General features: G+C 60.7%; 24 protein-coding genes and 1 pseudogene. 12 read left to right on the forward strand and 13 right to left on the reverse strand.

Features of this window, described 5'->3' with window-relative positions; translation table 11 throughout:
* Positions 1-58 precede the first annotated feature (58 nt).
* Complete coding sequence (locus F8N12_RS16915) at positions 59-565, forward strand: winged helix-turn-helix transcriptional regulator (RefSeq protein WP_150581472.1); 507 nt, start codon at positions 59-61, stop codon at positions 563-565.
* A 103-nt stretch (positions 566-668) separates the two neighbouring features.
* Complete coding sequence (locus F8N12_RS16920) at positions 669-1,907, forward strand: MFS transporter (RefSeq protein WP_150581473.1); 1,239 nt, start codon at positions 669-671, stop codon at positions 1,905-1,907.
* Here F8N12_RS16920 and F8N12_RS16925 read toward each other — a convergent pair.
* Positions 1,894-2,775: a LysR family transcriptional regulator gene (locus F8N12_RS16925; protein WP_150581474.1), complete on the reverse strand. Its 882-nt coding sequence runs from the start codon at positions 2,773-2,775 to the stop codon at positions 1,894-1,896. The genes F8N12_RS16920 and F8N12_RS16925 overlap by 14 nt on opposite strands.
* A gap of 234 nt (positions 2,776-3,009) precedes the next feature.
* On the opposite strand from F8N12_RS16925, the gene F8N12_RS16930 reads away from it, so the two are divergent.
* The 4 genes from F8N12_RS16930 to F8N12_RS16945 are packed head-to-tail and all read left to right on the forward strand — an operon-like array spanning position 3,010 to position 6,583.
* A complete protein-coding gene (locus F8N12_RS16930; RefSeq protein WP_150581475.1) occupies positions 3,010-3,324 on the forward strand; it encodes a DUF485 domain-containing protein in 315 nt (104 codons plus the stop codon).
* A complete protein-coding gene (actP, locus tag F8N12_RS16935; protein WP_150581476.1) occupies positions 3,321-4,994 on the forward strand; it encodes a cation/acetate symporter ActP in 1,674 nt (557 codons plus the stop codon). Before F8N12_RS16930 ends, actP begins: the two co-directional genes overlap by 4 nt.
* Before the next feature lie 44 nt (positions 4,995-5,038).
* On the forward strand, positions 5,039-5,593 hold the full coding sequence (locus tag F8N12_RS16940) for a cytochrome b (RefSeq protein WP_150581477.1): 555 nt from the start codon (positions 5,039-5,041) through the stop codon (positions 5,591-5,593).
* A 3-nt stretch (positions 5,594-5,596) separates the two neighbouring features.
* Positions 5,597-6,583 carry an NAD(P)H-dependent flavin oxidoreductase gene (locus tag F8N12_RS16945; RefSeq protein WP_150581478.1) on the forward strand — a complete coding sequence of 329 codons (987 nt, stop codon included), beginning with the start codon at positions 5,597-5,599 and terminating at the stop codon, positions 6,581-6,583.
* 9 nt (positions 6,584-6,592) lie between these two features.
* Here the strand turns inward: F8N12_RS16945 and F8N12_RS16950 are convergent, their stop codons facing one another.
* Positions 6,593-7,474: a LysR family transcriptional regulator gene (locus F8N12_RS16950; RefSeq protein WP_224787716.1), complete on the reverse strand. Its 882-nt coding sequence runs from the start codon at positions 7,472-7,474 to the stop codon at positions 6,593-6,595.
* 121 nt (positions 7,475-7,595) lie between these two features.
* On the opposite strand from F8N12_RS16950, the gene F8N12_RS16955 reads away from it, so the two are divergent.
* From F8N12_RS16955 to F8N12_RS16965, 3 genes are all read left to right on the forward strand, one after another.
* A complete protein-coding gene (locus F8N12_RS16955; RefSeq protein ID WP_150581480.1) occupies positions 7,596-8,264 on the forward strand; it encodes an MOSC domain-containing protein in 669 nt (222 codons plus the stop codon).
* Positions 8,265-8,376: 112 nt separating this feature from the next.
* Positions 8,377-9,894, forward strand: a complete 1,518-nt coding sequence (locus tag F8N12_RS16960; protein WP_150581481.1) for a CoA-acylating methylmalonate-semialdehyde dehydrogenase — start codon at positions 8,377-8,379, stop codon at positions 9,892-9,894.
* A gap of 53 nt (positions 9,895-9,947) precedes the next feature.
* A complete protein-coding gene (locus tag F8N12_RS16965) occupies positions 9,948-10,997 on the forward strand; it encodes an NAD(P)H-dependent flavin oxidoreductase (protein ID WP_150581482.1) in 1,050 nt (349 codons plus the stop codon).
* 178 nt (positions 10,998-11,175) lie between these two features.
* Here F8N12_RS16965 and F8N12_RS16970 read toward each other — a convergent pair whose 3' ends face one another.
* Complete coding sequence (locus F8N12_RS16970; protein WP_150581483.1) at positions 11,176-11,793, reverse strand: nitroreductase family protein; 618 nt, start codon at positions 11,791-11,793, stop codon at positions 11,176-11,178.
* Positions 11,794-11,878: 85 nt separating this feature from the next.
* Positions 11,879-12,667 (reverse strand): SDR family NAD(P)-dependent oxidoreductase, encoded by a 789-nt coding sequence (locus F8N12_RS16975; protein WP_150581484.1) that lies wholly within the window; start codon positions 12,665-12,667, stop codon positions 11,879-11,881.
* 133 nt (positions 12,668-12,800) lie between these two features.
* Here F8N12_RS16975 and F8N12_RS16980 point away from each other — a divergent pair, with 133 nt between their 5' ends.
* Positions 12,801-13,685 carry a LysR family transcriptional regulator gene (locus tag F8N12_RS16980; RefSeq protein ID WP_150581485.1) on the forward strand — a complete coding sequence of 295 codons (885 nt, stop codon included), beginning with the start codon at positions 12,801-12,803 and terminating at the stop codon, positions 13,683-13,685.
* 319 nt (positions 13,686-14,004) lie between these two features.
* Here the strand turns inward: F8N12_RS16980 and F8N12_RS16985 are convergent, their stop codons facing one another.
* The 6 genes and pseudogenes from F8N12_RS16985 to F8N12_RS17010 form a co-directional block, all read right to left on the reverse strand.
* Positions 14,005-14,499, reverse strand: coding sequence for a PaaI family thioesterase (locus tag F8N12_RS16985; protein WP_150581486.1), 495 nt, complete (start codon positions 14,497-14,499; stop codon positions 14,005-14,007).
* A 518-nt stretch (positions 14,500-15,017) separates the two neighbouring features.
* A pseudogene (locus F8N12_RS16990) lies at positions 15,018-15,418 on the reverse strand (heme-binding protein).
* Positions 15,415-16,656 (reverse strand): glycolate oxidase subunit GlcF, encoded by a 1,242-nt coding sequence (gene glcF, locus F8N12_RS16995; protein ID WP_150581487.1) that lies wholly within the window; start codon positions 16,654-16,656, stop codon positions 15,415-15,417. The pseudogene F8N12_RS16990 and the gene glcF overlap by 4 nt, the downstream one beginning before the upstream one ends.
* A 3-nt stretch (positions 16,657-16,659) precedes the next feature.
* Positions 16,660-17,724 (reverse strand): glycolate oxidase subunit GlcE, encoded by a 1,065-nt coding sequence (glcE, locus tag F8N12_RS17000; protein ID WP_150581488.1) that lies wholly within the window; start codon positions 17,722-17,724, stop codon positions 16,660-16,662.
* A complete protein-coding gene (glcD, locus tag F8N12_RS17005) occupies positions 17,724-19,223 on the reverse strand; it encodes a glycolate oxidase subunit GlcD (RefSeq protein WP_150581489.1) in 1,500 nt (499 codons plus the stop codon). Before glcD ends, glcE begins: the two co-directional genes overlap by 1 nt.
* Positions 19,224-19,403: 180 nt before the next feature.
* Positions 19,404-19,796, reverse strand: a complete 393-nt coding sequence (locus F8N12_RS17010; RefSeq protein WP_150581490.1) for a low affinity iron permease family protein — start codon at positions 19,794-19,796, stop codon at positions 19,404-19,406.
* A gap of 228 nt (positions 19,797-20,024) precedes the next feature.
* On the opposite strand from F8N12_RS17010, the gene F8N12_RS17015 reads away from it, so the two are divergent.
* The gene (locus F8N12_RS17015) at positions 20,025-20,522 is read left to right on the forward strand and encodes a ferritin-like domain-containing protein (RefSeq protein ID WP_150581491.1); all 498 of its coding nucleotides are present in this window, start codon (positions 20,025-20,027) and stop codon (positions 20,520-20,522) included.
* 106 nt (positions 20,523-20,628) lie between these two features.
* Here F8N12_RS17015 and F8N12_RS17020 read toward each other — a convergent pair whose 3' ends face one another.
* The 3 genes from F8N12_RS17020 to F8N12_RS17030 form a co-directional block, all read right to left on the reverse strand.
* Positions 20,629-20,874 (reverse strand): hypothetical protein, encoded by a 246-nt coding sequence (locus tag F8N12_RS17020; protein WP_150581492.1) that lies wholly within the window; start codon positions 20,872-20,874, stop codon positions 20,629-20,631.
* 121 nt (positions 20,875-20,995) lie between these two features.
* Entirely contained in the window at positions 20,996-21,409 is a 414-nt protein-coding gene (locus F8N12_RS17025) for a response regulator (RefSeq protein ID WP_150581493.1), read from the reverse strand.
* 123 nt (positions 21,410-21,532) lie between these two features.
* Positions 21,533-22,501 (reverse strand): DMT family transporter, encoded by a 969-nt coding sequence (locus F8N12_RS17030; protein WP_150581494.1) that lies wholly within the window; start codon positions 22,499-22,501, stop codon positions 21,533-21,535.
* A 99-nt stretch (positions 22,502-22,600) separates the two neighbouring features.
* Here F8N12_RS17030 and F8N12_RS17035 point away from each other — a divergent pair.
* Positions 22,601-23,465: LysR substrate-binding domain-containing protein (locus F8N12_RS17035; protein WP_150581495.1), on the forward strand; the 865-nt coding region annotated here is incomplete at its 3' end.

Below are 23,465 nucleotides of genomic sequence, written 5' to 3' on the forward strand. Positions count from 1 at the left end.
TTGTCCCGGCATCGTGTCGATATGATAATCATAGCAACTGCATAAGAGGCAAGCCCTGATGGCGTTGAATTCTAGTCTTCATGACACCCTGTGCCCGATTGCACGGGCTGAGGCGATCGTCGGCGACCGCTGGACGGTGCTGGTACTGCGGGAATTATTCATGGGTAGCCATCGCTTCGATGAGATTCAGGCGCAGACCGCTGGCACCCCGCAAATGATCGCTGCGCGCCTGAAAAACCTCGAGGCTGATGGCCTGGTGGCGCGACAGCGCTACAACGAACGGCCGCCGCGCTACGAGTATCACCTCACCGAGAAAGGCCAGGCGTTCTACCCGGTGGTGATTGCATTGCGCGCCTGGGGCGAAACCTGGTGCAAATCCCCGGAAGAGGGCTTGGCGGTGGTTTACACCCACGCATCCTGTAACCATCCCGCCGGGCTTGGACCGTTATGCGACCACTGCGGCGAGCCTTTACAGCGCAAGGATCTGATCAGCCAGCCCGCGCAGGCGTACGCCGCTGAACGCGAGGCGCGGCGTGAGGCGTTCAAGGGCAGAGCCAAGGGCTGAGGGGTTATCTGGCGCAGCGATAACGGTGATCAGATCTATTCGCTTCTTAAGATGGCTACGTCTCGGTAATTTCTGCCGCTCCTGAAAAGAGAAGGGCAGTCCCGTGAACTACGCCGAACGTAATCGCCTGTACTGGCGGCGCAATCTGGCCATCTGTGTGTTTGGCTCGTTTACCACCCTGGTCAGCCTGAGCATGTTGTTGCCGTTTCTGCCGCTGTATGTGCAGCAGCTGGGCGTGACTTCCCAGGCAGACGTGGTGCAGTGGTCGGGTGTGGCTTTTGCAGCGACGTTTTTCGGCACCGCGCTGACGGCACCGCTGTGGGGGCGTCTGGCTGACCGGTTCGGGCGCAAACCGATGCTGATTCGCGCGGCCATCGGCATGGCCGTGGTGATGTCGCTGATCGGTCTGGCGCGCACTGTCACCGACCTGGTGGTGTTGCGCCTGATCGCCGGCCTCGTAGGCGGATACGCTTCGGCATCGATCGTCATGATCGGCTCCCAAGTGCCACGGGAAAAAGCCGGCTGGGCGCTGGGTGTGTTGTCTACCGGCGCGTTGTCGGGCAGTCTGGTCGGCCCGCTGGTGGGTGGTTTCCTGCCCGAACTGGTCGGTATTCGTGGGACTTTTTTCGTCGGTGGCGGGGTGATTGCGCTGGCAGCGCTGACCACGTTGCTGCTGATCCGTGAGGATTTCGACCGCGCTCGCGACGGCAGGCGACAGCAGGACGCTGCGGTGCCCGAGCCGGCAGGTTCGTCATGGCTGGTCATCGCTGCGCTGCTGATCACGGCGATGATGGTGCTGTTAGCCAACATGTCGATCGAGCCGATCATCACGGTGTACCTTGGCGATCTCGGTGTGCCGCTCGATCAGCAGGCGCGAATCGCCGGCGTGGTGATGGCGTGCTCGGCGCTGGGCAGTCTGCTCACGGCGGCCAGACTGGGCGCACTGGCCGATCGCATCGGCGGCTGGAACGTGATCATCGGCTGCCTGGTGCTGACCGGAGTGCTCATGCTGCCCCAGGCGTATGTCACACAGTGGTGGCAACTCGCGCTGTTGCGCGGTCTGATGGGTATGACGCTGGCGGGGCTGTTGCCAGCGATTGCCAAACTGCTCCGGCAATCGGTGGAAGAACATCGCACCGGGACTTTTCTCGGTTATCTGCAATCGGCGCAGTTTGCGGGCCAAGTGATCGGGCCGTTGCTGGGTGGGCAAATCGGCGCACGCCTGGGGCTGCAACCGGTGTTTTTGCTCACCGCTGCCTTGCTGGTGCTGTGCGCCGGGCTTGACGTATGGGTGCGTCGCCGCGCACTGGTCAGACAACCGACGCCGCTCAGCATGCCGTGAGTGATTCGGCCCGGCGCACAGTATGCAGAAACTCGCCGAGTGCGCTGGACACGTAGCCGTCGAGACGGCGCACAAATACCGTCTCGACCTGGGCGATGTCGCTCGGCACCTCATGGGCGGCAATCAGGCCATCGCGCAGCGCGGCGGCGATCACCCCGCGAGGCAACAGCGTGACCCCGACCCCGGCCGATACGCAGGCAATGATCGCGTCGATCGAGCCGAACTCCAGCGGCTCTGGTGCCGGCACTCCGAGCCTGGCCAGCAGCGCGTCCAGGCGTTGCCGATACGAACAACCCACGCGGAACACCACGGTTTTCAACTGCTCGATGCCGGTGACCGCTGGCAGATTGGCGATGCCCGGTGCGGTCACCAGCACCAGCTCCTCGCGAAACACGGTTTCGCTGTGCACCTGCGCGTGGCTGACCGGGCCGGCGACGAACGCTCCTTCGAGATGACCTTCGATGACCGCCTTAATCAGGCCGAAGGTGGTGCCGGTGCGCACCACCGGCCGAACTTCGGGCCAGCTTTTGGCAAAAGTTGCGATCAGCTTGGGCAGGCGCAGGGCGAGGGTGGTTTCCAGCGTGCCGATTTCCAGAAGGCCCATGGGGTGACCGTCATCGCGCGCGGCACTGGATGCGTCCGCCAGTAGTTTGGTCAGACGCGTAGCGAACGGCAGAATGCGCCGTCCGGCCGCTGTGGTCTGCACGCCGCGGGCACTGCGCATAAACAACGCAATGCCCAGTTCCGCTTCCAGCGAGCGGATGCGGGCGGAGACGTTTGACTGCACGGTGTTCAGCTCAAGCGCCGCCTTGTTCATGCTGCCGTGGCGCGCCACGGCATCGACTACTTTCAGATCCGTCACATCCATCATAGCCACCGTGTGCACAGGTTGAATCGGGCGAGATTAGGCGGCGGACGGTGACCCTGCAAGGACTTCTTTGGTTCACCAAAACAGATCTGAAAAATCATAAACAATCATTTTACATGATTATAAGCGGGGCATACGTTGAATGGGCGAACACACCGCAGCCAGTGGCAGATCGAGTTTCGCGTCTGAGGCTGTGGCACAACAATAACTCGTCCACTGCTCCACGGAGTCAACGTGAACCATGCCAACGAATCAGCCCGCATTCGCAATCATCCCCGCTACAAAGACCTGGTCTGCCGTCAGCGAAGGTTCGTCGCCAGCCTGACCGCCGCCACCCTTGTCCCGTACTTCAGTTTCATCCTCATTGCCGCGTTCGCCCCGCAGTGGCTGGCCACACGACTGTTCGGCGACAGCATTATCACCGTCGGGTGGCCCCTGGGCGTAGCGTTCATCGTCGGCGCGTGGTTGTTCACCGGCCTCTACATCCTGCGGGCCAATGGCGAGTTCGATGAACTGACCGCCGAAATTCGCGCGGGAGCCGAGCAATGAAAACCTTCCTGCGCAACCTCATGCTGTGCACCCTCGCATCGGCGACTGCCAGCGTCGCAGTGGCCGCCGATGTTTTACAAAATGTGGAAAAACAGCCGCTCAATTACACCGCCATCGCCATGTTTCTGGTGTTTGTGGTGACAACCCTTGGCATCACTTATTGGGCTGCTTCGAAAACCAGGTCGATGGACGATTTTTACAACGCTGGCGGCGGCATCACTGGTTTTCAGAATGGTCTGGCGCTGGCCGGTGACTACATGTCGGCGGCGGCGCTACTGGGCGTCACCAGCATGATCTACTTCAACGGCTTCGACGGCGTGCTGTACTCGATCAGTTTTTTCATTGCCTGGCCGCTGTTGCTGTTCCTGTTTGCCGAACGCATCCGCAACCTTGGGCGCATCACACTCTCGGACATCGCCTCGTTTCGCCTCGATCAAAACCGTATTCGTACCTTGACCGCCTTCGGCTCGCTGACCGTGGTGTGCTTTTACCTGGTGGTGCAGATGGTCGGTGCCGGTCAGCTCATCCAGTTGTTGTTCGGCCTGCCGTACAACTACGCGGTGATCGCGGTCGGATTGCTGATGGCGGTGTACGTCACTTTCGGCGGCATGGTGGCGACGACGTGGGTGCAGATCATCAAGGCCGGTTTGTTGCTGTTGGGCGGCACCCTGCTGGCAGTACTGGCGTTGAGCCGATTCGATTTTTCCGTTGATCTGCTGTTCGAGCAAGCAGTGGCGGCGCATCACGATGGCGTACGGATTTTGCTGCCGAGCAAACTGGTGGCCGATCCGCTGTCGTTGATCTCGCTGTCACTCGGCCTGGTGTTCGGCACCGCTGGGTTGCCGCATATTCTGATGCGCTTCTTCACCGTTCCCGATGCGCGCCAGGCCCGTAAATCGGTATTCGTCGCCACCGGATTCATCGGCTTCTTTTACCTGATCGTCGCGGTGCTGGGCCTCGCTGCCATTGTCATCGTCGGCCAGGATCCGGCCTTTCACGAAGGCGGGATTGTCGGCGGCAAACTCATCGGTGGCGGCAATATGCCGGTCATGCACCTGGCGAAAGCGGTGGGCGGTGATCTGCTGCTTGGCCTCATTTCCGCCGTGGCGTTCGCAACGATTCTCGCCGTGGTGTCAGGCTTGACCATGGCGGGCACGTCGGCGATTTCCCACGATCTCTACGTTCGGGTGTTCAAGCAGAACCGAGCGAATGCCAGCGATGAGCGCCGGGTGTCACGCATTGCCTCGGTGGGCATCGGGGTAGTCGCAGTGGTGCTGGGCATTTTGTTCAAGGATCAGAACATTGCCTTCCTGGTGGCGCTGACGTTCGGCGTGGCGGCGTCGGTCAACTTTCCGATCCTGGTGCTCTCGATGTACTGGAAAGGCCTGACGACGCGCGGCGCATTGATCGGTGGCATCGCCGGTTTGCTGAGCGCCGTCAGCCTGGTGATTCTCTCCCCGGCGGTGTGGGTCAAGGTGCTGGGCAACGCTGAAGCCATTTTCCCGTACGACTACCCGGCGATTATCTCGATGAACGTTGCCTTCCTGTTCACCTGGCTCGGTTCGATCACCGATCGCAGCGCCGAAGCGACGCTGGAGCGGTCGCGCTTCGAGGACCAGGTCGTGCGTGCGCGCACCGGTTTGGGCGCGTCGCAGTCCGTCAGTCATTAAGCAGTTTTCCATTTTCGTTGCCCCTACGTCTCAAGGAGTCAGCCATGCAACTGCTCGACAATGGCTTGCGCTTTTCCCCGATCACCATCGTGCTGCACTGGCTTGTAGCGCTCGCTTTGCTGGCGATTCTGGCCCTGCAGGGGGCCATCGCCTACGCGCCTGACGAAGGCGTGCGGCTGGCGTTCGCTCAGTGGCAGAACCTGGCCGGGTTGCTGCTGTTTGGAGTGTCGATTTACCGGTTCTGGGCGCGGATCAGCGCTTACCATCCGTTGCCCGTCGGTACGCCCAACCCCATCGAAGTGATCATCAGCCGCTCGGTCGCGGTTGCGCTGGCCCTCGCGATGGTGCTGCTGCCCGTTGCGGTATGGGCATCACGGGCAACCGCCGGGGAAGTCACTGCTTTACCCGGCGGATTGACCCTGCCGACGCTGCTGCCGATCAACCCGAGCCTCAACCACGTGGTCGACGTGTTGTTCAATATTGGCGCGACGGCGTTTCTTGCCGGGCTGGCGCTGCACGTATTCGGCGCGGTGAAAAATCACTTTCTCCTGAAGAACAACACGCTCATGCGGATGCTGGGCAAACATGTGGAGCTGTGAGCCATGAATGAATTCAAAGCGGATTTTGCCGGCAATGCCGTCACCCGGGCCTGCGGCGTGCAGTACCCGATTTTCCTCGGGGGTATGGCGGCCATTTCCGGCCCGCAACTGGTGGCGGCTGTGGCCAATGCCGGAGGAATGGGCGTGGTAGGTGGCTTGCGCTTGCCGCCGTTGACCCTGCGTCGCTGGATTGAGGAAACCCGTGCGCTGACGGACAAACCATTCGGTGTCAATCTGGTGCCGCAGTTCGGTGGGCCCGAGGTGTTTGAAGCGCAGTTTCAAGTGGTGCTCAAGGAGCGTCCTCGCCTGTTGTCACTGTTCTATGCCGAGCAATACGCTGCCGATATGATTGCCCGCGCCAAGGACGCCGGGCTGCTGGTGATGGTGCAGGTCGGTTCGGTGGCATTGGCGAAAACAGCCATCGCCAACGGTGCCGACATCATCGTTGCGCAGGGTAGTGAAAGCGGCGGGCATTTGAATCGCGGCACCATCGGCATCTTGCCACTGCTGCCGTCGCTGATCGAGGTTGCGCAAGGCAGGCCGGTGCTGGCGGCCGGCGGTATCACCGGCGGAGAAGATGTGCGCGCACTGATGTCTCTAGGCGCCGCCGGGGTCCTGGTCGGTACGGCATTCATCGCCACCGATGAATCGAATGCGCACCCGTTGTACAAACAGAAGATTGTCGACGCCACTACTGATGACACCGAATACCGTACTGGCTACTCGTTCGGTTGGACCTGGGGCACGCCACATCGGGTAATTCCGAACCGCGACAAGTGGAACCTGCTGCGATTCATTGGCGGTGGCGCTCGGTCGATCGATAAGCCGCGCATGGCAAAAAAACTGTCGCTGTACGCGGGGCAGGGCGTGGGCAAGATTCACAGCGTGATGCCCGCTGCGCAGCGGGTCGCCGAACTCGCCAAAGGGTTGCCGCCGGCGGCGCGACGGTTGCACGAAGGGCCGGACGGCGCCGTCGAATCCGCCGCCTGAACGACACCGCTACACCGGCGCCGACCGGGCATGCTGCTGCTGCGCCAGACCGATGAAGGCGCTCATTGCCGAGGTGATCATCGAGTCATTGCGACGGATGAACACGGTCGACACGTGGGCAAACTCAGCGGGCAGGGTGTGGCAGCGGATCGCATGGCGCACGCTGCAACTCTCGGCGATCGCCTTGGGCAGCAAGGTCACGCCCATGCCGGCGGCGACGCAGGACAGGATGCCGTCAAGCGTGCCCAGCTCCATGATCTGGTTGGGCACCAGGCCGACCTGATAAAACCAGTTCTCCAGCGTCGAGCGATAGAAGCAACCGGTGCGAAACACCAGCACCGTTTGCTGCGGCATTTTCTCGATCAGCGCGGGCAGCGAGTCGAACTGACTGCTGCTGACCAGCACCAGTTCTTCGTTGAACACTTCTTCCTGCGCCAATGCCGAGTTCTGGTGAAAGCCGCCGACGAATGCGCCGTCGAGCCGATGGCTTTCAATCGCCTTGATCAGCTCGATGGTGGTGCCGGTCAACAGCGACAGTTGCACGTCAGGGTACTGCTCGCGGTATTTGGTCAGCACTTGCGGTAAACGGATGGCCGCCGTGGTTTCCATCGAGCCCAGGCGCAGCAATCCAGTCGGCACGCCGGTGTCCATCAAAGCGCTGCGACTTTCTTCGGTCAGTTGCAGAATACGTCTGGCGTAACCCAGGAAGGTTTCGCCCGCCGACGTCAGGACCACGCCGGATTTCTTGCGGATGAACAGCTCGCGGTTAAGTTCGCCTTCAAGCTCTTTCACGCGCATGGTCACGTTGGACTGCACGGTGTTCACAGCGACGGCTGCGGCGGTGAAGCTGCCCAGCTCGGCCACAGCACAGAAAATCTTCAGTTGGCGCATTTCCACGGTCGTAACCATCCATCATTGAAAATGATTGCTGGAATATTTATCGATCATTTTACGTAGCGCTTGATCGATTAGTAAAGTCTCGGTAACCCCTCCGCAAAAGTGTAGATCGGCCATGACCCTGACTGCCGTAATTGATCAGCTGTTCGCCGGCGGCATTGGCATCTTGAAGCCAGAAGGGCAGTCCAGCGGGATGTTCAAGCACCGATTGAGCGGACCGGTGCGCGTGGAATTCCACGGACTTGCAGGTGATCAGCATGCCGATCTGCGGGTGCATGGCGGACCGGAAAAAGCCGTGCATCAGTACCCCGCGCAAAACTATGCACACATCGCCCAGGCCTTCGCGCACTGCGCCGCGGAGCTGGTGCCCGGCAGTCTGGGGGAAAACCTTTCAGCCAGCTGCATGAGCGAGCGCACGGTGCACATCGGCGACATCTATCGCATGGGCACGTGCATCGTGCAGGTCTCGCAGCCGCGCAGCCCATGCTGGAAAATCAACCATCGTTTTGCCGCCGAACGCATGTCCATGTTTGTCGCCACGCAGCGCATCACCGGTTGGTATTACCGGGTGCTGCAGCCGGGTTCGATCGAGGCAGGCGATTCGATCGAATTGCTGGAACGGCCTTCGCCTCAGTTTTCCATCGACCGCTTCTGGGCGGTGCAATTGTGCCATCGGCCGTTGATTGATGACCTCCTGACTCTGAGCGTAACGCCAGGCCTGGCTGAGGACTGGCGGCGTCGCTTGAGCGAGCGCGCCAAATGGATACTCAAGCAAGATTCATGATATGTGATTGATAGGATCAGTAATCATCATTTTACATGATCTTGTCGCTGGCCTAGTTTGGCCCTATCTGCTTCATCTACCGCTGTTCCTCCACCAACAGAGAACAACCGCCATGAGCCATCAGCCAGCAGACATCGCGCACTATATCCACGGTCGTTTGACCGCCGGTAAATCGGGCCGCACGCAGAACGTCACCAACCCCGCCAGCGGCGCGGTTACCGGTCAGGTGGCGTTGGCCAACGCCGCTGAAGTCGATGCTGCGGTGCAGTCGGCCGCAGCGGCATTTCCCGCCTGGTCGGCATTGCCGCCTTTGCGTCGGGCGCGGGTCATGTTCAAGTTCCTGGCATTGCTCAACGAACACCGCGATGAACTGGCGCGGATGATCACTGCCGAGCATGGCAAAGTGTTCACCGATGCCCAGGGTGAGGTGACGCGGGGCATCGAGGTTGTCGAATTCGCCTGCGGTATCCCGCAACTGCTCAAAGGTGACTACACCGAGCAGGTGTCGACCAATATCGACAACTGGACTTTGCGCCAGCCGCTGGGGGTCGTGGCAGGCATTACGCCGTTCAACTTCCCGGTGATGGTGCCCATGTGGATGTTCCCGGTGGCCATCGCCTGCGGCAATACTTTCGTGCTCAAACCGAGCCCGATCGACCCGTCGCCGGCACTGCTGATCGCCCAGCTGTTCAAGGAGGCCGGGCTGCCGGACGGGGTGTTCAACGTTGTGCAGGGCGACAAGGATGCCGTGGATGCGCTGCTGGATCATCCCGCAGTCCAGGCATTGAGCTTCGTCGGCTCGACGCCGATTGCCAACCACATCTACCAGACCGGCGCCCGCCACGGCAAACGTGTGCAGGCGTTGGGCGGTGCGAAAAACCACATGGTGGTCATGCCGGACGCGGACATCGATCAGGTAGTCGATGCGCTGATCGGGGCAGCCTTCGGTTCGGCCGGCGAGCGATGCATGGCGATTTCGGTGGCGCTGTTTGTGGGCGACGTGGCCGACAAAGTGATGCCGAAACTGGTCGAGCGCACGCGCGCATTGAAGGTGCTCGAAGGCACCAACCTGGCAGCTGAAATGGGCCCGATCGTCTCGCAGGCAGCGTTGCAGCGGATCACCGGCTACATCGAGCAGGGTGTCGGCGAAGGCGCGCAGTTGCTGGTCGACGGTCGTGGTTTCGACGGCGCACAGGCCGGTGAAAATTGTCAGCAGGGTTTCTGGCTCGGCGGTACAGTATTCGACCATGTCACCGCTGACATGAAGATCTACAAAGAGGAAATCTTCGGTCCGGTGCTGGCCTGCATGCGCGTCAAGGATTTTGCCGACGCGGTTGATCTGATCAATGCTCACGAATTTGGCAACGGCACCGCGTGCTACACCCGTGACGGTCATATTGCCCGCGAATTTGCCCTGCGGATTCAGGTTGGCATGGTCGGCATTAACGTGCCCATTCCGGTGCCGATGGCGTGGCACGGTTTCGGCGGCTGGAAGCGTTCGCTGTTCGGTGATACCCACGCGTATGGCGAGGAGGGCGTGCGTTTCTACACTAAACAGAAATCGGTCATGCAGCGTTGGCCGAACAGCATCGCCAAGGGCGCAGAGTTTGCCATGCCGACTTCCAAGTAACCTCTATGGCGTGCAGCATCGTTGCTGCACGCCCGGATTTTTCAGGTGATTCCATGTCCCGTCCATTGCTGTCCCTGCTGAACATCGAGCTGCCGATTCTGCAATCACCCATGGTCGGAGTGTCCACACCCAAACTTGCCGCAGCGGTGTCCAATGCCGGCGGGCTCGGCGCCATCGGCATTGGCGCGAGCACTGTAGAGCAGGCGCGGGCGATGCTGCGCGAAACGGCAGCGCTGACCGACAAGCCGTTCAACGTCAATCTTTTCTGTCACGCACCGGCGCTTCAGGACAGTGATCGCGAAGCACAGTGGTTGAACGCGCTCACGCCATATTTCGCCGAGTTCGACGCTGCGCCTCCCGTTTTGTTGCGCGAGATCTACATCTCGTTCGTCGCCGATCCGGACATGCTGCAGATGCTGCTGGAGGAAAAACCGGCGGTGGTCAGTTTTCATTTCGGTTTGCCGCCGCAGGCAGCCGTGGACGCGCTGAAAGATGCCGGCATCGTTCTGTTGTGCTCGGTGACGACCCTGGCCGAAGCCCGTCTGGCTGAGCAGGCCGGCGTGCATGCGCTGGTGGCGCAAGGGTTTGAAGCGGGTGGACATCGCGGGGTGTTTGATCCGCAACAGGACAGTGAAATGGGCACCTTCGCCCTGGTGCGCGTCCTCAGTGCGGCGAGCTCGCTGCCGGTGATCGCCGCCGGTGGGATCATGGACGGTGCAGGGATCAACGCCGTGCTGCAACTGGGTGCCAGTGCGGCTCAACTGGGCACGGCGTTTATCCTCTGCCCGGAATCGGCGACCAATGCCGCTTGGCGTGAGGCCCTCAAAGGCCCACGAGCGCACCACACGCAAATTACCAGCGCCATCTCCGGACGTCCGGCGCGGGGCATGCTCAATCGCAACTTCAGCGATCTGCAAATCAGCGGCGCGGCCGTGCCGGATTACCCGATTGCCTACGACGCCAACAAAGCCCTGAACGTCGCTGCCAGCGCGAAGAACAACAGCGATTTTGCTGTGCAATGGGCGGGACAGGGCGCCCCGCTCGCACGTGAACTGCCTGCCGACGAGTTGGTGCGATTGCTGTCGGCAGAAATGAAAGTCTAGCAAACGATACAAACCCTGTAGCAGCTGCCGAAGGCTGCGTCCGATCGCGCAGCAGTCGTAATTCAGGCAACGCGGTTTGTCAGATCGACCGCGTGCTCAGGTTTGGCGACTGCTGCGCAATCGGACGCAGGCTGCGCCAGCTGCTACAGGGCGGCGTTGCGACTGATAGTTAACGCAATCAAACCACGCTCAACACCTGCTCCAGCGGACGGCGCGGTTTCTGTGGCCAGTTTTCCGCCAACGGCTCCCCAACAGCCACCAACAGCACAGCAATCTCATCCTCGGCCAGGCCAAACTCCTCGGCCACCGCCTCGGCATCAAAGCCGATCATCGGCGACGAACCCAACCCCATCGCCTGCGCCGCATAAATAAGCGTGCCAGCGCCGAAAGTCGCCGTGCGAACCGCTTCATCACGCTGCCTCAGCGGTTGATCATGATAAAGACTCTTCGCCGCGCCTTCCCAGCCCGGCACCATTTGCTCGGGCATCAATCCGGCCGCAACTGACGGCGCCAGGCGGTCAGGAATGGTCTTGTAATCCGCCAGCTGTCCGCAGACGATAAATGTCACGGCCGCCTCGGTCACCTTTGCCTGATCCCAGGCAATCTTGCGCAGACGCGCTTTCGCTTCTGCTGTGTGCGCCGCAATAAAACGCCAGTTCTGCAAGTTGAACGCCGTTGGCGCGGTGGTCGCCAGGCGAATCAGCTCGCCGATTTGCTCTTGCTCAATACCCCGTGACGCATCAAACAGGTTCACGGTACGTCGCGCTTCGATGGCGCTGATGATCGGGTCTTTCATCGCAAAATTCTCGCTATCTGGGCGCTGGCGGCTGTCTGGTCGGATCGATGACAAACCGTCAGCACAATGATTGGAATGGGTTTGTTCAGACGATGCTGTCGATCACGCCGCCATCCACTCGAAGCGCGGCGCCCGTGGTAGCGGAGGCCTGTTCGGAGCTGACATAGATGATCATGTTGGCCACTTCCTCGACGCTGGCCGCACGGCGAATGATTGATGAGCCGCGATGGGCATTGACGAAATCGGCTGCCACCTTCTCCAGACTGTCACCGGAGCTTTCGACGGCAGGCCGGAGCATTTCAGCGACGCCTTCAGAGAGTGTCGGCCCTGGCAGTACTGAGTTCACTGTTACGCCGGTACCGGCCAGACGTTTGGCCAGGCCGCGCGAAATGGCCAACTGAGCGGTTTTGGTGAAGCCGTAATGGATCATGTCGGCCGGGATGTTCAGCGCCGATTCAGACGAGATAAACACGATGCGACCCCATTTGCGTTCCACCATGCCCGGCGCATAGGCTCGGGAAAGGCGCACGCCAGACATGACGTTAATGTCGAAAAACCGTTGCCATTCGCTGTCCGGGGTCTCGAAGAAATCCTGCGGATTGAAGATGCCCAGGTTGTTGATGACGACGTCAAAGTTGCGATGTTCTGCCAGCAGTTTCTGATAGCCGGACTCGCTGCCCAGGTCGCCGGCCAATCCTGTCGCGTTCGCGGCCAGCGCGCCCAGTCGTTGCAAGGCGTTGTCGACGCTGTTCTGGCTGCGCCCGTTGATCACCACCTGTGCGCCAGCCTGCAGAAAGCCCTTGGCCGTCGCAAAACCGATACCGCTGGTGGAACCTGAGACCAGAATTTTCCGGCCGGTAAAATCGATGTTCATGATGACCTCGCAATTCTGTGGATGACTGAATTTTGAAGTATTTTCATTCGATCGATAATTGGGCCGGATTCGAGATGACTTTTCGACTCTGTCGAATTATCGTCGGTATACCCTCCATCGGATCAAAATGCTCATGGACACACTCGATGCCTTGCGCCTGTTTGTCAGCATTGCTGAAGCCGGCAACCTGACGGCAGCGGCGCGTCAGCAATCCGTGGCCACCTCGACGGTTACCCTCGCATTGCAGCAGCTGGAAGAACGCGTGTCAGCGCGCCTGATCACGCGGTCGACGCGCAAACTGACGTTCACTCACGAAGGCGAGCAGTTTCTGGTTTATGCGCGTCGATTTTTGGCGGAGTGGGAGGGTGCGATCGACGGAATCCGCCAGACCGGGCCGTTGAAAGGACCGATCCGCATGACCGCGACCAGCGATTTCGGTCGGGTACAACTGGTGCCCGCGCTGGATCGCTTCATGCAATTGCACCCGGACATCCAGGTCACCCTGCATCTGGGCGATGGCGTCATTGACCTGATCGAACACAACCTTGACCTTGCGCTGCGCAATGGTCCATTGGTGGATTCGAACCTGCGGTCCCGAGCGTTGGTGCGCAGCCAGCGGATCATTTGCGCGGCACCCGGCTATTGGGACACACACGGCCGACCGGACCATCCCGAGCAGCTGGCGGAGCATAACTGCCTGATCCTGCATCGCCCGGGCGTGCCGTTTTCGACCTGGCCATTTGTCGTTGATGGCAAGCCGATTGCTGTTCGGGTGTCCGGAAATCGTATTGCCAATGATGGTGGGGTATTGCGCCATTGGGCTGTGCAGGGCCACGGCGTGATGATCAAGAATCGCTGGGAGGTCCGCCGCGAAATTGAAGCAGGGCTGCTCGAAACAGTGCTCGATGAATTCGTCCCGGCCCACGTGGATCTATACGCGGTGACCACCGGCCGCACGACGAGCCGGCGGGTTTCGGCTCTGGTGGACTTTCTCGCCGAGCAACTGCACCAAGACTGACCGACATGCTTCTCTACCCGGAGTGAGCGCGCGCCTGTAGCAGCTGCCGAGCCCGCGAGGCTGCGTCCGAAGCCGGCATGAATGAGCACTTGTAGCAGCTGCCGAGCCCGCGAGGCTGCGTCCGAGGCCGGCGTGAATGAGCGCCTGTAGCAGCTGCCGAGCCTGCGAGGCTGCGTCCGAAGCCGGCGTGAATGAGCTCCTGTAGCAGCTGCCGAGCCCGCGAGGCTGCGCCGAAGCCGGCGTGAATGAGCACTTGTAGCAGCTGCCGAGCCTGCGAGGCTGCGTCCGAAGCCGAAGGCCTCGCCATCCGGCCCACACATCACCGACCGTGAGCCGCCGCTGCCAATTGCCCGGTATCTACACGAACAAACACAGAATCACCCACCGCCGTCAGCACATCGCCCGCATACACCTCGCAAATGACGCGGGTCTTGCGCCCGACTTCACCGTCGACTCTGGCCTTCAGCGTCAATGGCAAACCCATCGGCGTCGGCTTGATGAACTTGATGCCCAGATTGCCCGTGACGCAGTTGATGCGTGGCAGGCTGGTGGCCTCGCGGTTCTCCGCTCGATAGTGATAAGCCATCGCCGTCCAGTTGGAATGACAATCAACCAACATCGCGATCAGCCCGCCGTAGACCAGATCCGGCCAGCCGCAATATCGCGCGTCCGGCACGTGCTCAGCCATCACATGCAGACCGTCCTCGTGCCAGAAACTCTTGATATGCAACCCATCGACATTACGGCTGCCGCAGCCATAACAAACGCCCTCGGGCGCGGCACTGTCCTGCAGGGAAGTCTCGGAGGTGGACATGACGCGATCATCCTCTAAATCGTAATTTCCCGGATTCTAGCTCTGAAACCCCACGCTCGATACCAGACACACAAGACACAAAATCTAACCGCGCCCCCGATCCCCTGTGGGAGCGAGCCTGCTCGCGATAAAGCCGGTACAGGCGACAGAAATCTCGCGACTGTCCCACCGCCTTCGCCAGCAGGCTGGCTCCCACAATTGACCTCGGCCAGGCACGAAATGTAACCGCGCCCCCCGATCCCCTGTGGGAGCGAGCCTGCTCGCGATGAAGCCGGTACAGGCGACAGAAATCTCGCGACTGTCCCACCGCCTTCGCCAGCAGGCTGGCTCCCACAATTGACCTCGGCCAGGCACGAAATGTAACCGCGCCCCCCGATCCCCTGTGGGAGCGAGCCTGCTCGCGATGACGCCGGTACAGGCGACAGAAATCTCGCGACTGTCCTACCGCCCTCGCCAGCAGGCTGGCTCCCACAATTGACCTCGGCCAGACACGAAATGTAAGCCCGCTGCCCATCACCTCACTTCAGACACTGAGCCCCAGCCTTGGCCACTTGCGCATCCTGCTCGGCCTTGACCCCTGACACCCCGATTGCGCCGATCACTTGCCCGTCATGAACAATCGGCACGCCGCCCTCGAGGGAGGTAAGCAATGGCGCGGAGAGGAAAGCGAAGCGTCCACCGTTGACCATGTCTTCGTAACCTTTAGATTCGCGACGTCCAAGTGCTGACGTGCGCGCTTTTTCGGTGGCGATATAGGCAGCGCTCGGGGCGCAGCCATCGAGGCGCTCCAGTGCAAGGGGATGGCCGCCATCGTCGACGATCACGATCGTCACGGCCCACTGATTGTTTTGCGCTTCGCTGCGCGCTGCGGCGAGAATCCGGCTGACTTCGCCTGGCTCAAGATGGCTTTACTGTTCATCGGGTTGCTCCTGTGTCGGGTGGAGTCATGGCGTCTTCGACCAGCTCGATCCAGTGCCGGACAGGCGTTCGGCCGGCGCCATCCAGATGAGACTGGCAGCCGATATTGGCCGTGGCGATGACGTCGGGGTGGCCACTTTCCAGCGCATTGAGTTTGTTATCACGCAATTGCCGCGACAGCACCGGTTGCGTGATCGAATAGGTGCCCGCCGAGCCGCAGCACAAATGGCTGTCAGGCACGACGGTGAGATTGAAGCCCAGACGAATCAACAGCGCTTCCACCGCACCGCCGAGTTTTTGCGCGTGCTGCAAGGTGCATGGGCAGTGAAAAGCCAGGCGCTGATCGCTGTGAAGCGCCAGGGTTTCAAGCGGTTCCTCGCGCAGCACTTCGACCAGGTCGCGGGCCAGCGCGCTGACCTTGTGAGCCTTGTCTGCGTAAGCAGGATCGGCGCGCAGCAGATGGCCGTAATCCTTGATAAACGCCCCGCAGCCACTGGCGGTTTGCACGATCGCCTCGGCACCGTTTTCAATGCCGGGCCACCACGCATCGATGTTGCGTCGGGCGCGGTCAAGGCCGGCGGCTTGCGCGTCGAGGTGATAATCCACAGCGCCGCAGCAACCGGCTTCGCGAGCCGGGATCACGCTGATGCCCAGACGGTCCAGAACCCGTGCTGTCGCCGCATTGGTGTTGGGCGAGAGGCTCGGTTGCACGCAGCCTTCGAGCATCAGCACCTGTCGGGCGTGCTGCCCGAGCGGGCGCTGTTTCGCCGGGGTAACCTGGCGAGGCAACTTGCCCTGCAGACTGCTCGGCAGCAGCGCCCGGAATACCTGGCCGCTGCCAATCAACGTCTTGAACAGAGCTCGATTGGGCACCACGCCGCGCAAGCCTTCGCGCAGTAATCGCTGGTCAAGCGGTCGCATCACGGCGGCATCGACCACCGCCCGGCCAATGTCCAGCAGATTGTGATAATCGACCCCGGACGGGCAGGTGGTTTCGCAATTGCGGCAGGTCAGGCAGCGATCCAGATGCAGTTGCGTTTTGCGCGTGATCTCGTTGCCTTCCAGGACTTGCTTGATCAGATAGATGCGGCCACGCGGTCCGTCCAGCTCATCGCCGAGCAATTGATAAGTCGGGCAGGTCGCGTTGCAGAAACCACAGTGCACGCAGGAGCGTAGAATGCTTTCGGCTTCTTCGGCGCGAGGCAGTTGGCGCGCCGCTTCGCTCAGGGTTGTCTGCATGGTTCAGAGCTCCGCGTACAGGCGTCCGGGATTGAAAATCTGCTGAGGGTCGAGTTGCTGTTTGAGGCTGCGGTGATAGCGCATCAATGGTCCGGACAAGGGCTGAAAAGGGCAGTCGCTCAGCCCGTGGCTGTAGCAGGTCACGTGCCCGCCGACCTCATCGATCACTTTGCGAATGAACGCCCCTTCCGCATCCGACTTCAACCAGCGCTGGGCGCCGCCCCAATCGAGCAGTTGCCGGCCGGGCAATGCCAGCCGCGCGGTGTTGTTCGGCACGGACAGGCGCCAAAGCGGCTGATTCTCATCGAAGAAACTCAGCCGGTGTTCATTCAGATCAGCCCAGAAGCTGGCGTCCAGCAACTCGCCGCCAAGCCGGTCATGGGCCGCAGTTACCGACCCTTCGCCCCCTTCAAGGCGCAGATGCAGACGCAGACCATCGTGGCAGGCGGCGCTGATCGGCAACGGTTGCTGGCCCCATTCCGCCAGGCGCAGCAAGGCACGGTCGGCGTCCATTTCGAGGCTGATGCTCAGGCATTGACGCGGTTTTGGCAGCACCTTGAGCGATACCTCGGTGATGACGCCCAGTGAACCGAAGCTGCCCGCCATCAGGCGCGACAGGTCGTAACCGGCGACGTTTTTCATCACTTCGCCACCGAAGCGTAAGTGCTTGCCGAGCCCGGTGATCACCCGCGTCCCCAGGACGAAATCACGCACTGAGCCCGACCATGGCCGACGCGGTCCGGACAAGCCGCTGGCAATCATACCGCCGACTGTGGCGCCGTCACCGAAAGCCGGCGGTTCGCACGGCAACATCTGCTGTGCCTCGTCCAGCACTTGCGCCAGCTCGGCGAGCGGGGTTCCGCACCGGGCGGTGATCACCAGTTCTGTCGGATCGTAGCTGACGATGCCCCGATGCGAACGTGTGTCGAGCACTTCGCCGGCGGTGATGCGCCCCAGAAAAGCTTTACTGTTGGAGCCCTGGATGCGCAGCGGCGTGGCGTCTTGCAGGGCCTGGTTGACCTGCTCCAGCAGTGCGCCGCTGTCATCGATATCGTGTTCGCCGGGCATCAGAAACGCTCCAGTTCGGGGAAGGGCAACTGACCCATATGCACGTGCATCGCGCCAAATTCGGCACAGCGGTGCAACGTTGGAATGTTCTTCCCGGGGTTAAGCAGGCCGCTCGGATCGAACGCGGCTTTGACGGCATGGAACAGCGTCAACTCATCGCTGTTGAACTGCGCGCACATCTGATTGATTTTCTCGCGACCGACCCCGTGCTCGCCGGTGATGCTGCCGCCGACCTTCACGCACAACTCGAGGATCCTGCCGCCCAGCGCTTCGGCGCGATCGAGTTCGCCCGGCTGGTTGGCATCGAACAGAATCAGTGGGTGCATGTTGCCGTCCCCGGCGTGGAAAACGTTGGCCACGCGCAGATCGTATTCGGCTGACAACGCAGCAATCGCCTGCAGTACGCCGGGCAACGCGCGGCGCGGAATCGTGCCGTCCATGCAGTAATAATCAGGCGAGAGCCGGCCCACAGCAGGAAAAGCATTCTTGCGGCCAGCCCAGAAGCGCACGCGCTCGGCTTCGTCTTTGGCGAGGCGCACCTCGGTGGCGCCGGCCTGTTGCAGCACCTGGCGCACGCGGTCGCAATCAGCGTGGACATCGGCTTCAACGCCGTCGAGTTCGCACAGCAGAATGGCTTCGGCTTCGACCGGGTAGCCCGCGTGGATAAAATCTTCGGCCGCGCGGATCGCCAGGTTGTCCATCATTTCCAGACCGCCAGGGATGATGCCAGCAGCGATGATGTCAGCCACCGCGCGTCCGGCTTTTTCGACGCTATCGAACGCGGCCAGCAGTACCTTGGCGGTCTGCGGTTTGGGCAACAGTTTGACCGTGACCTCGGTGATAACGCCGAGCATGCCCTCGGAGCCGGTGAACAGCGCGAGCAGATCAAACCCGGGCGAGTCGAGCGCCTGGGAACCCAGGCTGAGGTGTTCACCATCGACAGTCAGGATGTCGATTTTGAGCAGGTTGTGTACGGTCAGACCATATTTCAGGCAATGCACGCCACCTGCGTTTTCAGCGACGTTGCCGCCAATCGAACAGGCAATTTGTGAAGACGGATCCGGTGCGTAATACAGGCCGAACGGTGCGGTGGCCTGGGAAATTGCCAGGTTGCGCACCCCCGGCTGAACCCGGGCAGTGCGTGCGGCCGGGTCGATGTGCAGAATATTGTTGAAGCGCGCCATTACCAACAGCACGCCTTTTTCCAGGGGTAATGCCCCGCCCGACAACCCGGTGCCGGCGCCTCGGGCAATGACCGGCACATGCCTTTCGTGACAGAGGCGCAGCACGCCTTGTACCTCATCGAGGTGGCGCGGCAACACTACCAGCATCGGCGTGGTGCGATAGGCCGACAAGCCGTCGCACTCATAAGGCCGCAGCTCTTCAGGCTCATGCAGCACGTCCAGGTTCGGCATTCGCTCGCGCATTGCCTGAATCAACGCGGCTCTGTCGACATCCGGCAGCACACCGTCGACGCGTTCGTCGTAGAGGATGTTCATAGGCAGTCACGGCACTCGGTTATTGTTGTTCGAGGTCTTTTTCCGGTATTGCGCACCTATGCATCATTGGCCTGAGGCGGTCAGCTGTCCATGCGTTGTTGCCGGTTGCAGCAGGTTTTTTCAGTGTCCCAACTGCACCGTTGGAAAAACATCAGGCCGATCAGGACGTTATGGTTCAGCTCAAGGGCGATGATCATCTGTAGACTCGGTCTCGAAGCGGATCTGCTCGGGATCACCCAGCGAGCTGTAATGCTTGCGCAGCTTGCGCAAGTCCCGGGTACCCATTTTGTCCAGCGATAAGATGGCGTTCTGCGCTTCATGGGTGGCGCGAATCAGCTCGTCGATTTTCAGATGAAGAATGTCGTTATCGCGGTTTTGCGTGTTCTGGATCAGGAACACCATCAGGAAGGTGATGATCGTGGTCGAGGTGTTGATGATCAGTTGCCATGTGTCGTTGTAGTTGAAAAACGGACCTGTCACCGCCCAGGCAATGATCAGCACGATGGCGGTAAGGAAAGTCTTTGAACTGCCGGCGCGATTGGAGAGGGCTTGGCAGAATTTTGAAAATTTCATGAGAGGAGCTCTAGCTTGTGGTTTCGGATAGACCACAGTGCGCCGCTGAAATTCTTTCTTACAAATTTTCCAAGGTCCTGGACGCTTCATCCGTCCTGCAGAAAAAACTTGGAACAACGGGAATCCAGCCCTGGTCACTCTTCTGGCACGACGGTTTTGATTACCGTGTGCCACCGACAACGGACGCCCTCCAGGCGACGCATCCTTTGACCGACAGGAAGACTGAAAATGGCCAGAAAAACTGTTGAAGACCTCTTTGTTCACGAGCTGTCCGACGTTTACAGCGCGGAAAAGCAGATCACCAAAGCGCTGCCTCGCATGGCGAAGGCCGCGACCAATCCGCTACTCGCTGAAGCGTTCACCTCGCACCTCGAGGAAACCCATGGGCAGATCGAACGTATTGATCAATTGGTGCAATTGACCGGCCTGAAGCTCAAGAGAATGAAGTGCGTGGCCATGGAGGGGTTGGTTGAAGAGTCCAAGGAACTGCTGGAAGAGATCGACAAAGGCGCGGTGCTCGACGCGGCACTGATCGGCGCTGCGCAAAAGGTCGAGCACTATGAAATTGCCAGTTACGGCACACTGGTTGCCATGGCCAAGCACCTTAAGATGGATGACGCTGCGGCGTTGCTGGCGGCGACGCTTGCCGAAGAAAAGGGCGCTGACGAGAAGCTGTCGAAGATCGCCGAACAGGGCGGCAATCAAGCTGCGACCTTAGAAAAATAAGCGCCGACCGTGGCCGGTGAACGGCGGCGGTGAAGTGAACGCCGCCGATTCACCGCGCAAAAAAGCCAGCGCCTCGCGGGCTCACCGCTTCAGACCGGCTCAGGTGTCACTCTGCAGCAGACGGGTCATCGTCTGACTGCCCCTTTCCCAATATGTAGCAAGGGTGAAGCTGGCCGTTGGGATGTGTGGTGACCACAACCGACAGCAGTTTCCAACCTTCGCGAATTTTCATGTTGGCGTCGTTGGTTGAAAGGGCTTCCATGATTTGGTTCGCCTCGGACATATGCATGTGGTGACTCGCCTGGCTGGTTTTTTTATTAGGCAAGCAGTCCAGGCGCAGGTTCAGACTCATACACCGTCAGCAAGCGAGCGCGACACTGATCGATCAGCCCCGGTCGGGGCTCAATTATTGAGAAATATCGGTTGCGGCACATGCAATTTCCTCCTTATTGGCCGCGTGAAGTCACCGCTGGCTAACCGGGCTTTGTCACGGGCCGGTCCGGTTGTAGAAGTTGCGTCACTGCCAGCACCAGCTCATCCAGCGACCATGGTTTGTGCAGGTAAATCGTCGAGGCGGGCACTGTCTGCGGATCAAGCAGATAACCGGAAGTGAGAATCGCTGCGATGTGTGGCCATTGTCCCTGCACCATTTCGATGAATTCCGTTCCCTGTACCTGCCCGGGTACGCCATGATCGGCAATCACCAGGCCGCACTGTCCATGCGCATGCAACAGGTAGGTCAAGGCATCGTCGGCCGTGTCGAACGCGCAGGCCTTGGCGCCGATCTCTTCAACGATGTCCACCATCAACGAACGCAGCGTCGGATCGTCTTCGACGACGATGACTTCGCCGACAATCGGCAATATGCCTTCCCAATTTACTTTCACTCATTGATTCCTTAGCCAGGCCCGGCGGCCGGCGTCACTGAAGTCAGTGTCTGAGTGTAAGTCCGATTTGCAGATGTGCCCGATGAAAAACGTTCGTTTCATGTCTCAGGTCAACAAATTGGTTTATTCCGCCGCCGACCCCGAAAGCTTGACCGTCCGACTACATTCATTGGCCTCGTCCCGGTGGCTCTCGCGCTTGTCCACTGTGTGCGAGGTCTTCATTCCCAGCAATGGCAGACCCGACAACGTCAGGCCGATCCCGGCCAATGCGCTGACCGGCAACGGGTCGCCGAATTGCAGCCACGCCCACAGCAGCGTGATCGGCGGTGCCATAAACAGTGCGCTACTGATCCGCTGGACGCTGAAGCGTTGCAGGCACAACCAGTAGAAACCATAACCGCCGACCGTGGCGAAAAACACCAGCCACGCGACGCCCGCAGCGAAACCCGCGCTGGCCGGTGGCAGCAGCCCGCCTTCAAAGTGCGCGAGCACGGCGAACAACGGAGTTACCGCACAAACCTGAATGAACAACGCGGTCGGTGCTGGCATCGGGACACCGGGGGAGGCTTTTTGATACAGCGTCGCCGCCGCCAGTGAGAACACGGCCAGCAGGGGCAAAACATACACCCACAGATTAGCGGCCGCCCACTCGACGCTGGCGCTGCTCGCCACCAGCATGCCCAGCAAACACAGAGCCAGGCCCAGCCATTGCCAGCCTTGTGTGCGTTGTCCGGGCACGCAACCGGCCAGTACCACAATCGTCAATGGCAACAGATTGGCGATAACCGCCGCGGTACCGGGGGCGACACCCAATTGAATGGCGCCGGCGATGGGGCCGATGTAACCGCCAATGGCGAACAGCCCCAGCAAACTTTGATGGATGACATCACGGCGTCGCAGTGCGCGCAATCCCTTCCAGGCAAAGGGCAGCAGCACGGCCGCGGCGAGAATGAAACGCCACAGTGTCGCAAGGTAAACGCCGCCCTGATCGGCCGCATAGCGGTAACCGATGAAACCGGAACTCCAGCTGACGACCATGGCCAGCAGCAGGGCACTTCCCAGCAGTGAAACTCGAGGGATGGCAACGTTCATCGCATGGCACCTGACAGTGGGCTTGACTCGATGGTATGAAGGAACCTCTGGTGCAATCAAACGATACGATCAGCACTAATGATGCAGGAATACAGAACCATGTCGGAGACGCTCGAAATAGATCTGCTGCGAACGTTTCATGCCATCGTGCGCTTTGGTCAGTTTCTCGCGGCGTCGCATTTTCTGAACAAGAGCCCCTCGGCGGTGAGCCTGCACGTCCGGCGCCTGGAAGCGTTGGCCGGTGGACGGCTGCTGGAGCGTGATAACCAGACCGTGACACTGACGCCACTGGGTCGACGCTTCGCGCTGCAAACCGCCGAACTGTTGCAGCTGCATGACCGCCTGCTGGCCGGCTTCACCGCGCCGGTCGCCAGTGGGCGGATCCGACTGGGGATTTCCGAGGAATATGCCGCCGCCGTGCTCGGCAGCACGCTGCCCCATCTCAGCGCAGATTTTCCAGGCATCGAGCTGGAAGTGGAAACCGGTAACAGTGGTCGCTTGAGCGCACGCCTGGAGCGTGGGCAGCTGGATATGGCGTTGCTGGTCGAGCCCATTGACGTGCCGGCACCGGTGGGGCGTTGCGTGAAGTCCTTTGGGGTAACCGAGCCCGTCTGGGTCGCGGCGCACGACTACGCGCTGGACCCGGGCAAGCCGGTGCCGTTAGCGTTGCACAGTAAAGGCTGCCCGTATCGCGCCGTGGCTATCGATAACCTGTCGCGGCTGGGTCGACGCTGGCGCACGGTGATCATCAGTGCGGGCGTCAGCGCGCTGGACGCGGCCATTGAGGCCGGCTTGGCGATCGGCATCGTCGACCGCGCCCGGGTCAGTGAAAGCATGCGCGTGCTGGCGCCGGCAGACGGGTTTCCCGAACTGCCTGTGCACGAACTGCGTCTGATGTCAGCGCCCGGGGAGTTGAGCGCGGCGGCTGAAGTACTGGTGGGATTGATTGGCCATGATTTTCATC

This window comes from Pseudomonas fluorescens, from assembly GCF_902497625.1.
In the GTDB taxonomy this organism is placed as follows: Bacteria; Pseudomonadota; Gammaproteobacteria; order Pseudomonadales; family Pseudomonadaceae; genus Aquipseudomonas; species Aquipseudomonas fluorescens_BQ.

Bases quoted from the DNA above. Each gene is read 5' to 3' on its own strand.
- F8N12_RS16915 (WP_150581472.1), top strand. From the start codon at position 59: ATGGCGTTGAATTCTAGTCTTCATGACACCCTGTGCCCGATTGCACGG.
- F8N12_RS16925 (WP_150581474.1), bottom strand. From the start codon at position 2,775: ATGGATGTGACGGATCTGAAAGTAGTCGATGCCGTGGCGCGCCACGGC.
- actP (WP_150581476.1), top strand. From the start codon at position 3,321: ATGAAAACCTTCCTGCGCAACCTCATGCTGTGCACCCTCGCATCGGCG.
- F8N12_RS16940 (WP_150581477.1), top strand. From the start codon at position 5,039: ATGCAACTGCTCGACAATGGCTTGCGCTTTTCCCCGATCACCATCGTG.
- F8N12_RS16945 (WP_150581478.1), top strand. From the start codon at position 5,597: ATGAATGAATTCAAAGCGGATTTTGCCGGCAATGCCGTCACCCGGGCC.
- F8N12_RS16950 (WP_224787716.1), bottom strand. From the start codon at position 7,474: ATGCGCCAACTGAAGATTTTCTGTGCTGTGGCCGAGCTGGGCAGCTTC.
- F8N12_RS16955 (WP_150581480.1), top strand. From the start codon at position 7,596: ATGACCCTGACTGCCGTAATTGATCAGCTGTTCGCCGGCGGCATTGGC.
- F8N12_RS16960 (WP_150581481.1), top strand. From the start codon at position 8,377: ATGAGCCATCAGCCAGCAGACATCGCGCACTATATCCACGGTCGTTTG.
- F8N12_RS16965 (WP_150581482.1), top strand. From the start codon at position 9,948: ATGTCCCGTCCATTGCTGTCCCTGCTGAACATCGAGCTGCCGATTCTG.
- F8N12_RS16970 (WP_150581483.1), bottom strand. From the start codon at position 11,793: ATGAAAGACCCGATCATCAGCGCCATCGAAGCGCGACGTACCGTGAAC.
- F8N12_RS16975 (WP_150581484.1), bottom strand. From the start codon at position 12,667: ATGAACATCGATTTTACCGGCCGGAAAATTCTGGTCTCAGGTTCCACC.
- F8N12_RS16980 (WP_150581485.1), top strand. From the start codon at position 12,801: ATGGACACACTCGATGCCTTGCGCCTGTTTGTCAGCATTGCTGAAGCC.
- F8N12_RS16985 (WP_150581486.1), bottom strand. From the start codon at position 14,499: ATGTCCACCTCCGAGACTTCCCTGCAGGACAGTGCCGCGCCCGAGGGC.
- glcF (WP_150581487.1), bottom strand. From the start codon at position 16,656: ATGCAGACAACCCTGAGCGAAGCGGCGCGCCAACTGCCTCGCGCCGAA.
- glcE (WP_150581488.1), bottom strand. From the start codon at position 17,724: ATGCCCGGCGAACACGATATCGATGACAGCGGCGCACTGCTGGAGCAG.
- glcD (WP_150581489.1), bottom strand. From the start codon at position 19,223: ATGAACATCCTCTACGACGAACGCGTCGACGGTGTGCTGCCGGATGTC.
- F8N12_RS17010 (WP_150581490.1), bottom strand. From the start codon at position 19,796: ATGAAATTTTCAAAATTCTGCCAAGCCCTCTCCAATCGCGCCGGCAGT.
- F8N12_RS17015 (WP_150581491.1), top strand. From the start codon at position 20,025: ATGGCCAGAAAAACTGTTGAAGACCTCTTTGTTCACGAGCTGTCCGAC.
- F8N12_RS17020 (WP_150581492.1), bottom strand. From the start codon at position 20,874: ATGAGTCTGAACCTGCGCCTGGACTGCTTGCCTAATAAAAAAACCAGC.
- F8N12_RS17030 (WP_150581494.1), bottom strand. From the start codon at position 22,501: ATGAACGTTGCCATCCCTCGAGTTTCACTGCTGGGAAGTGCCCTGCTG.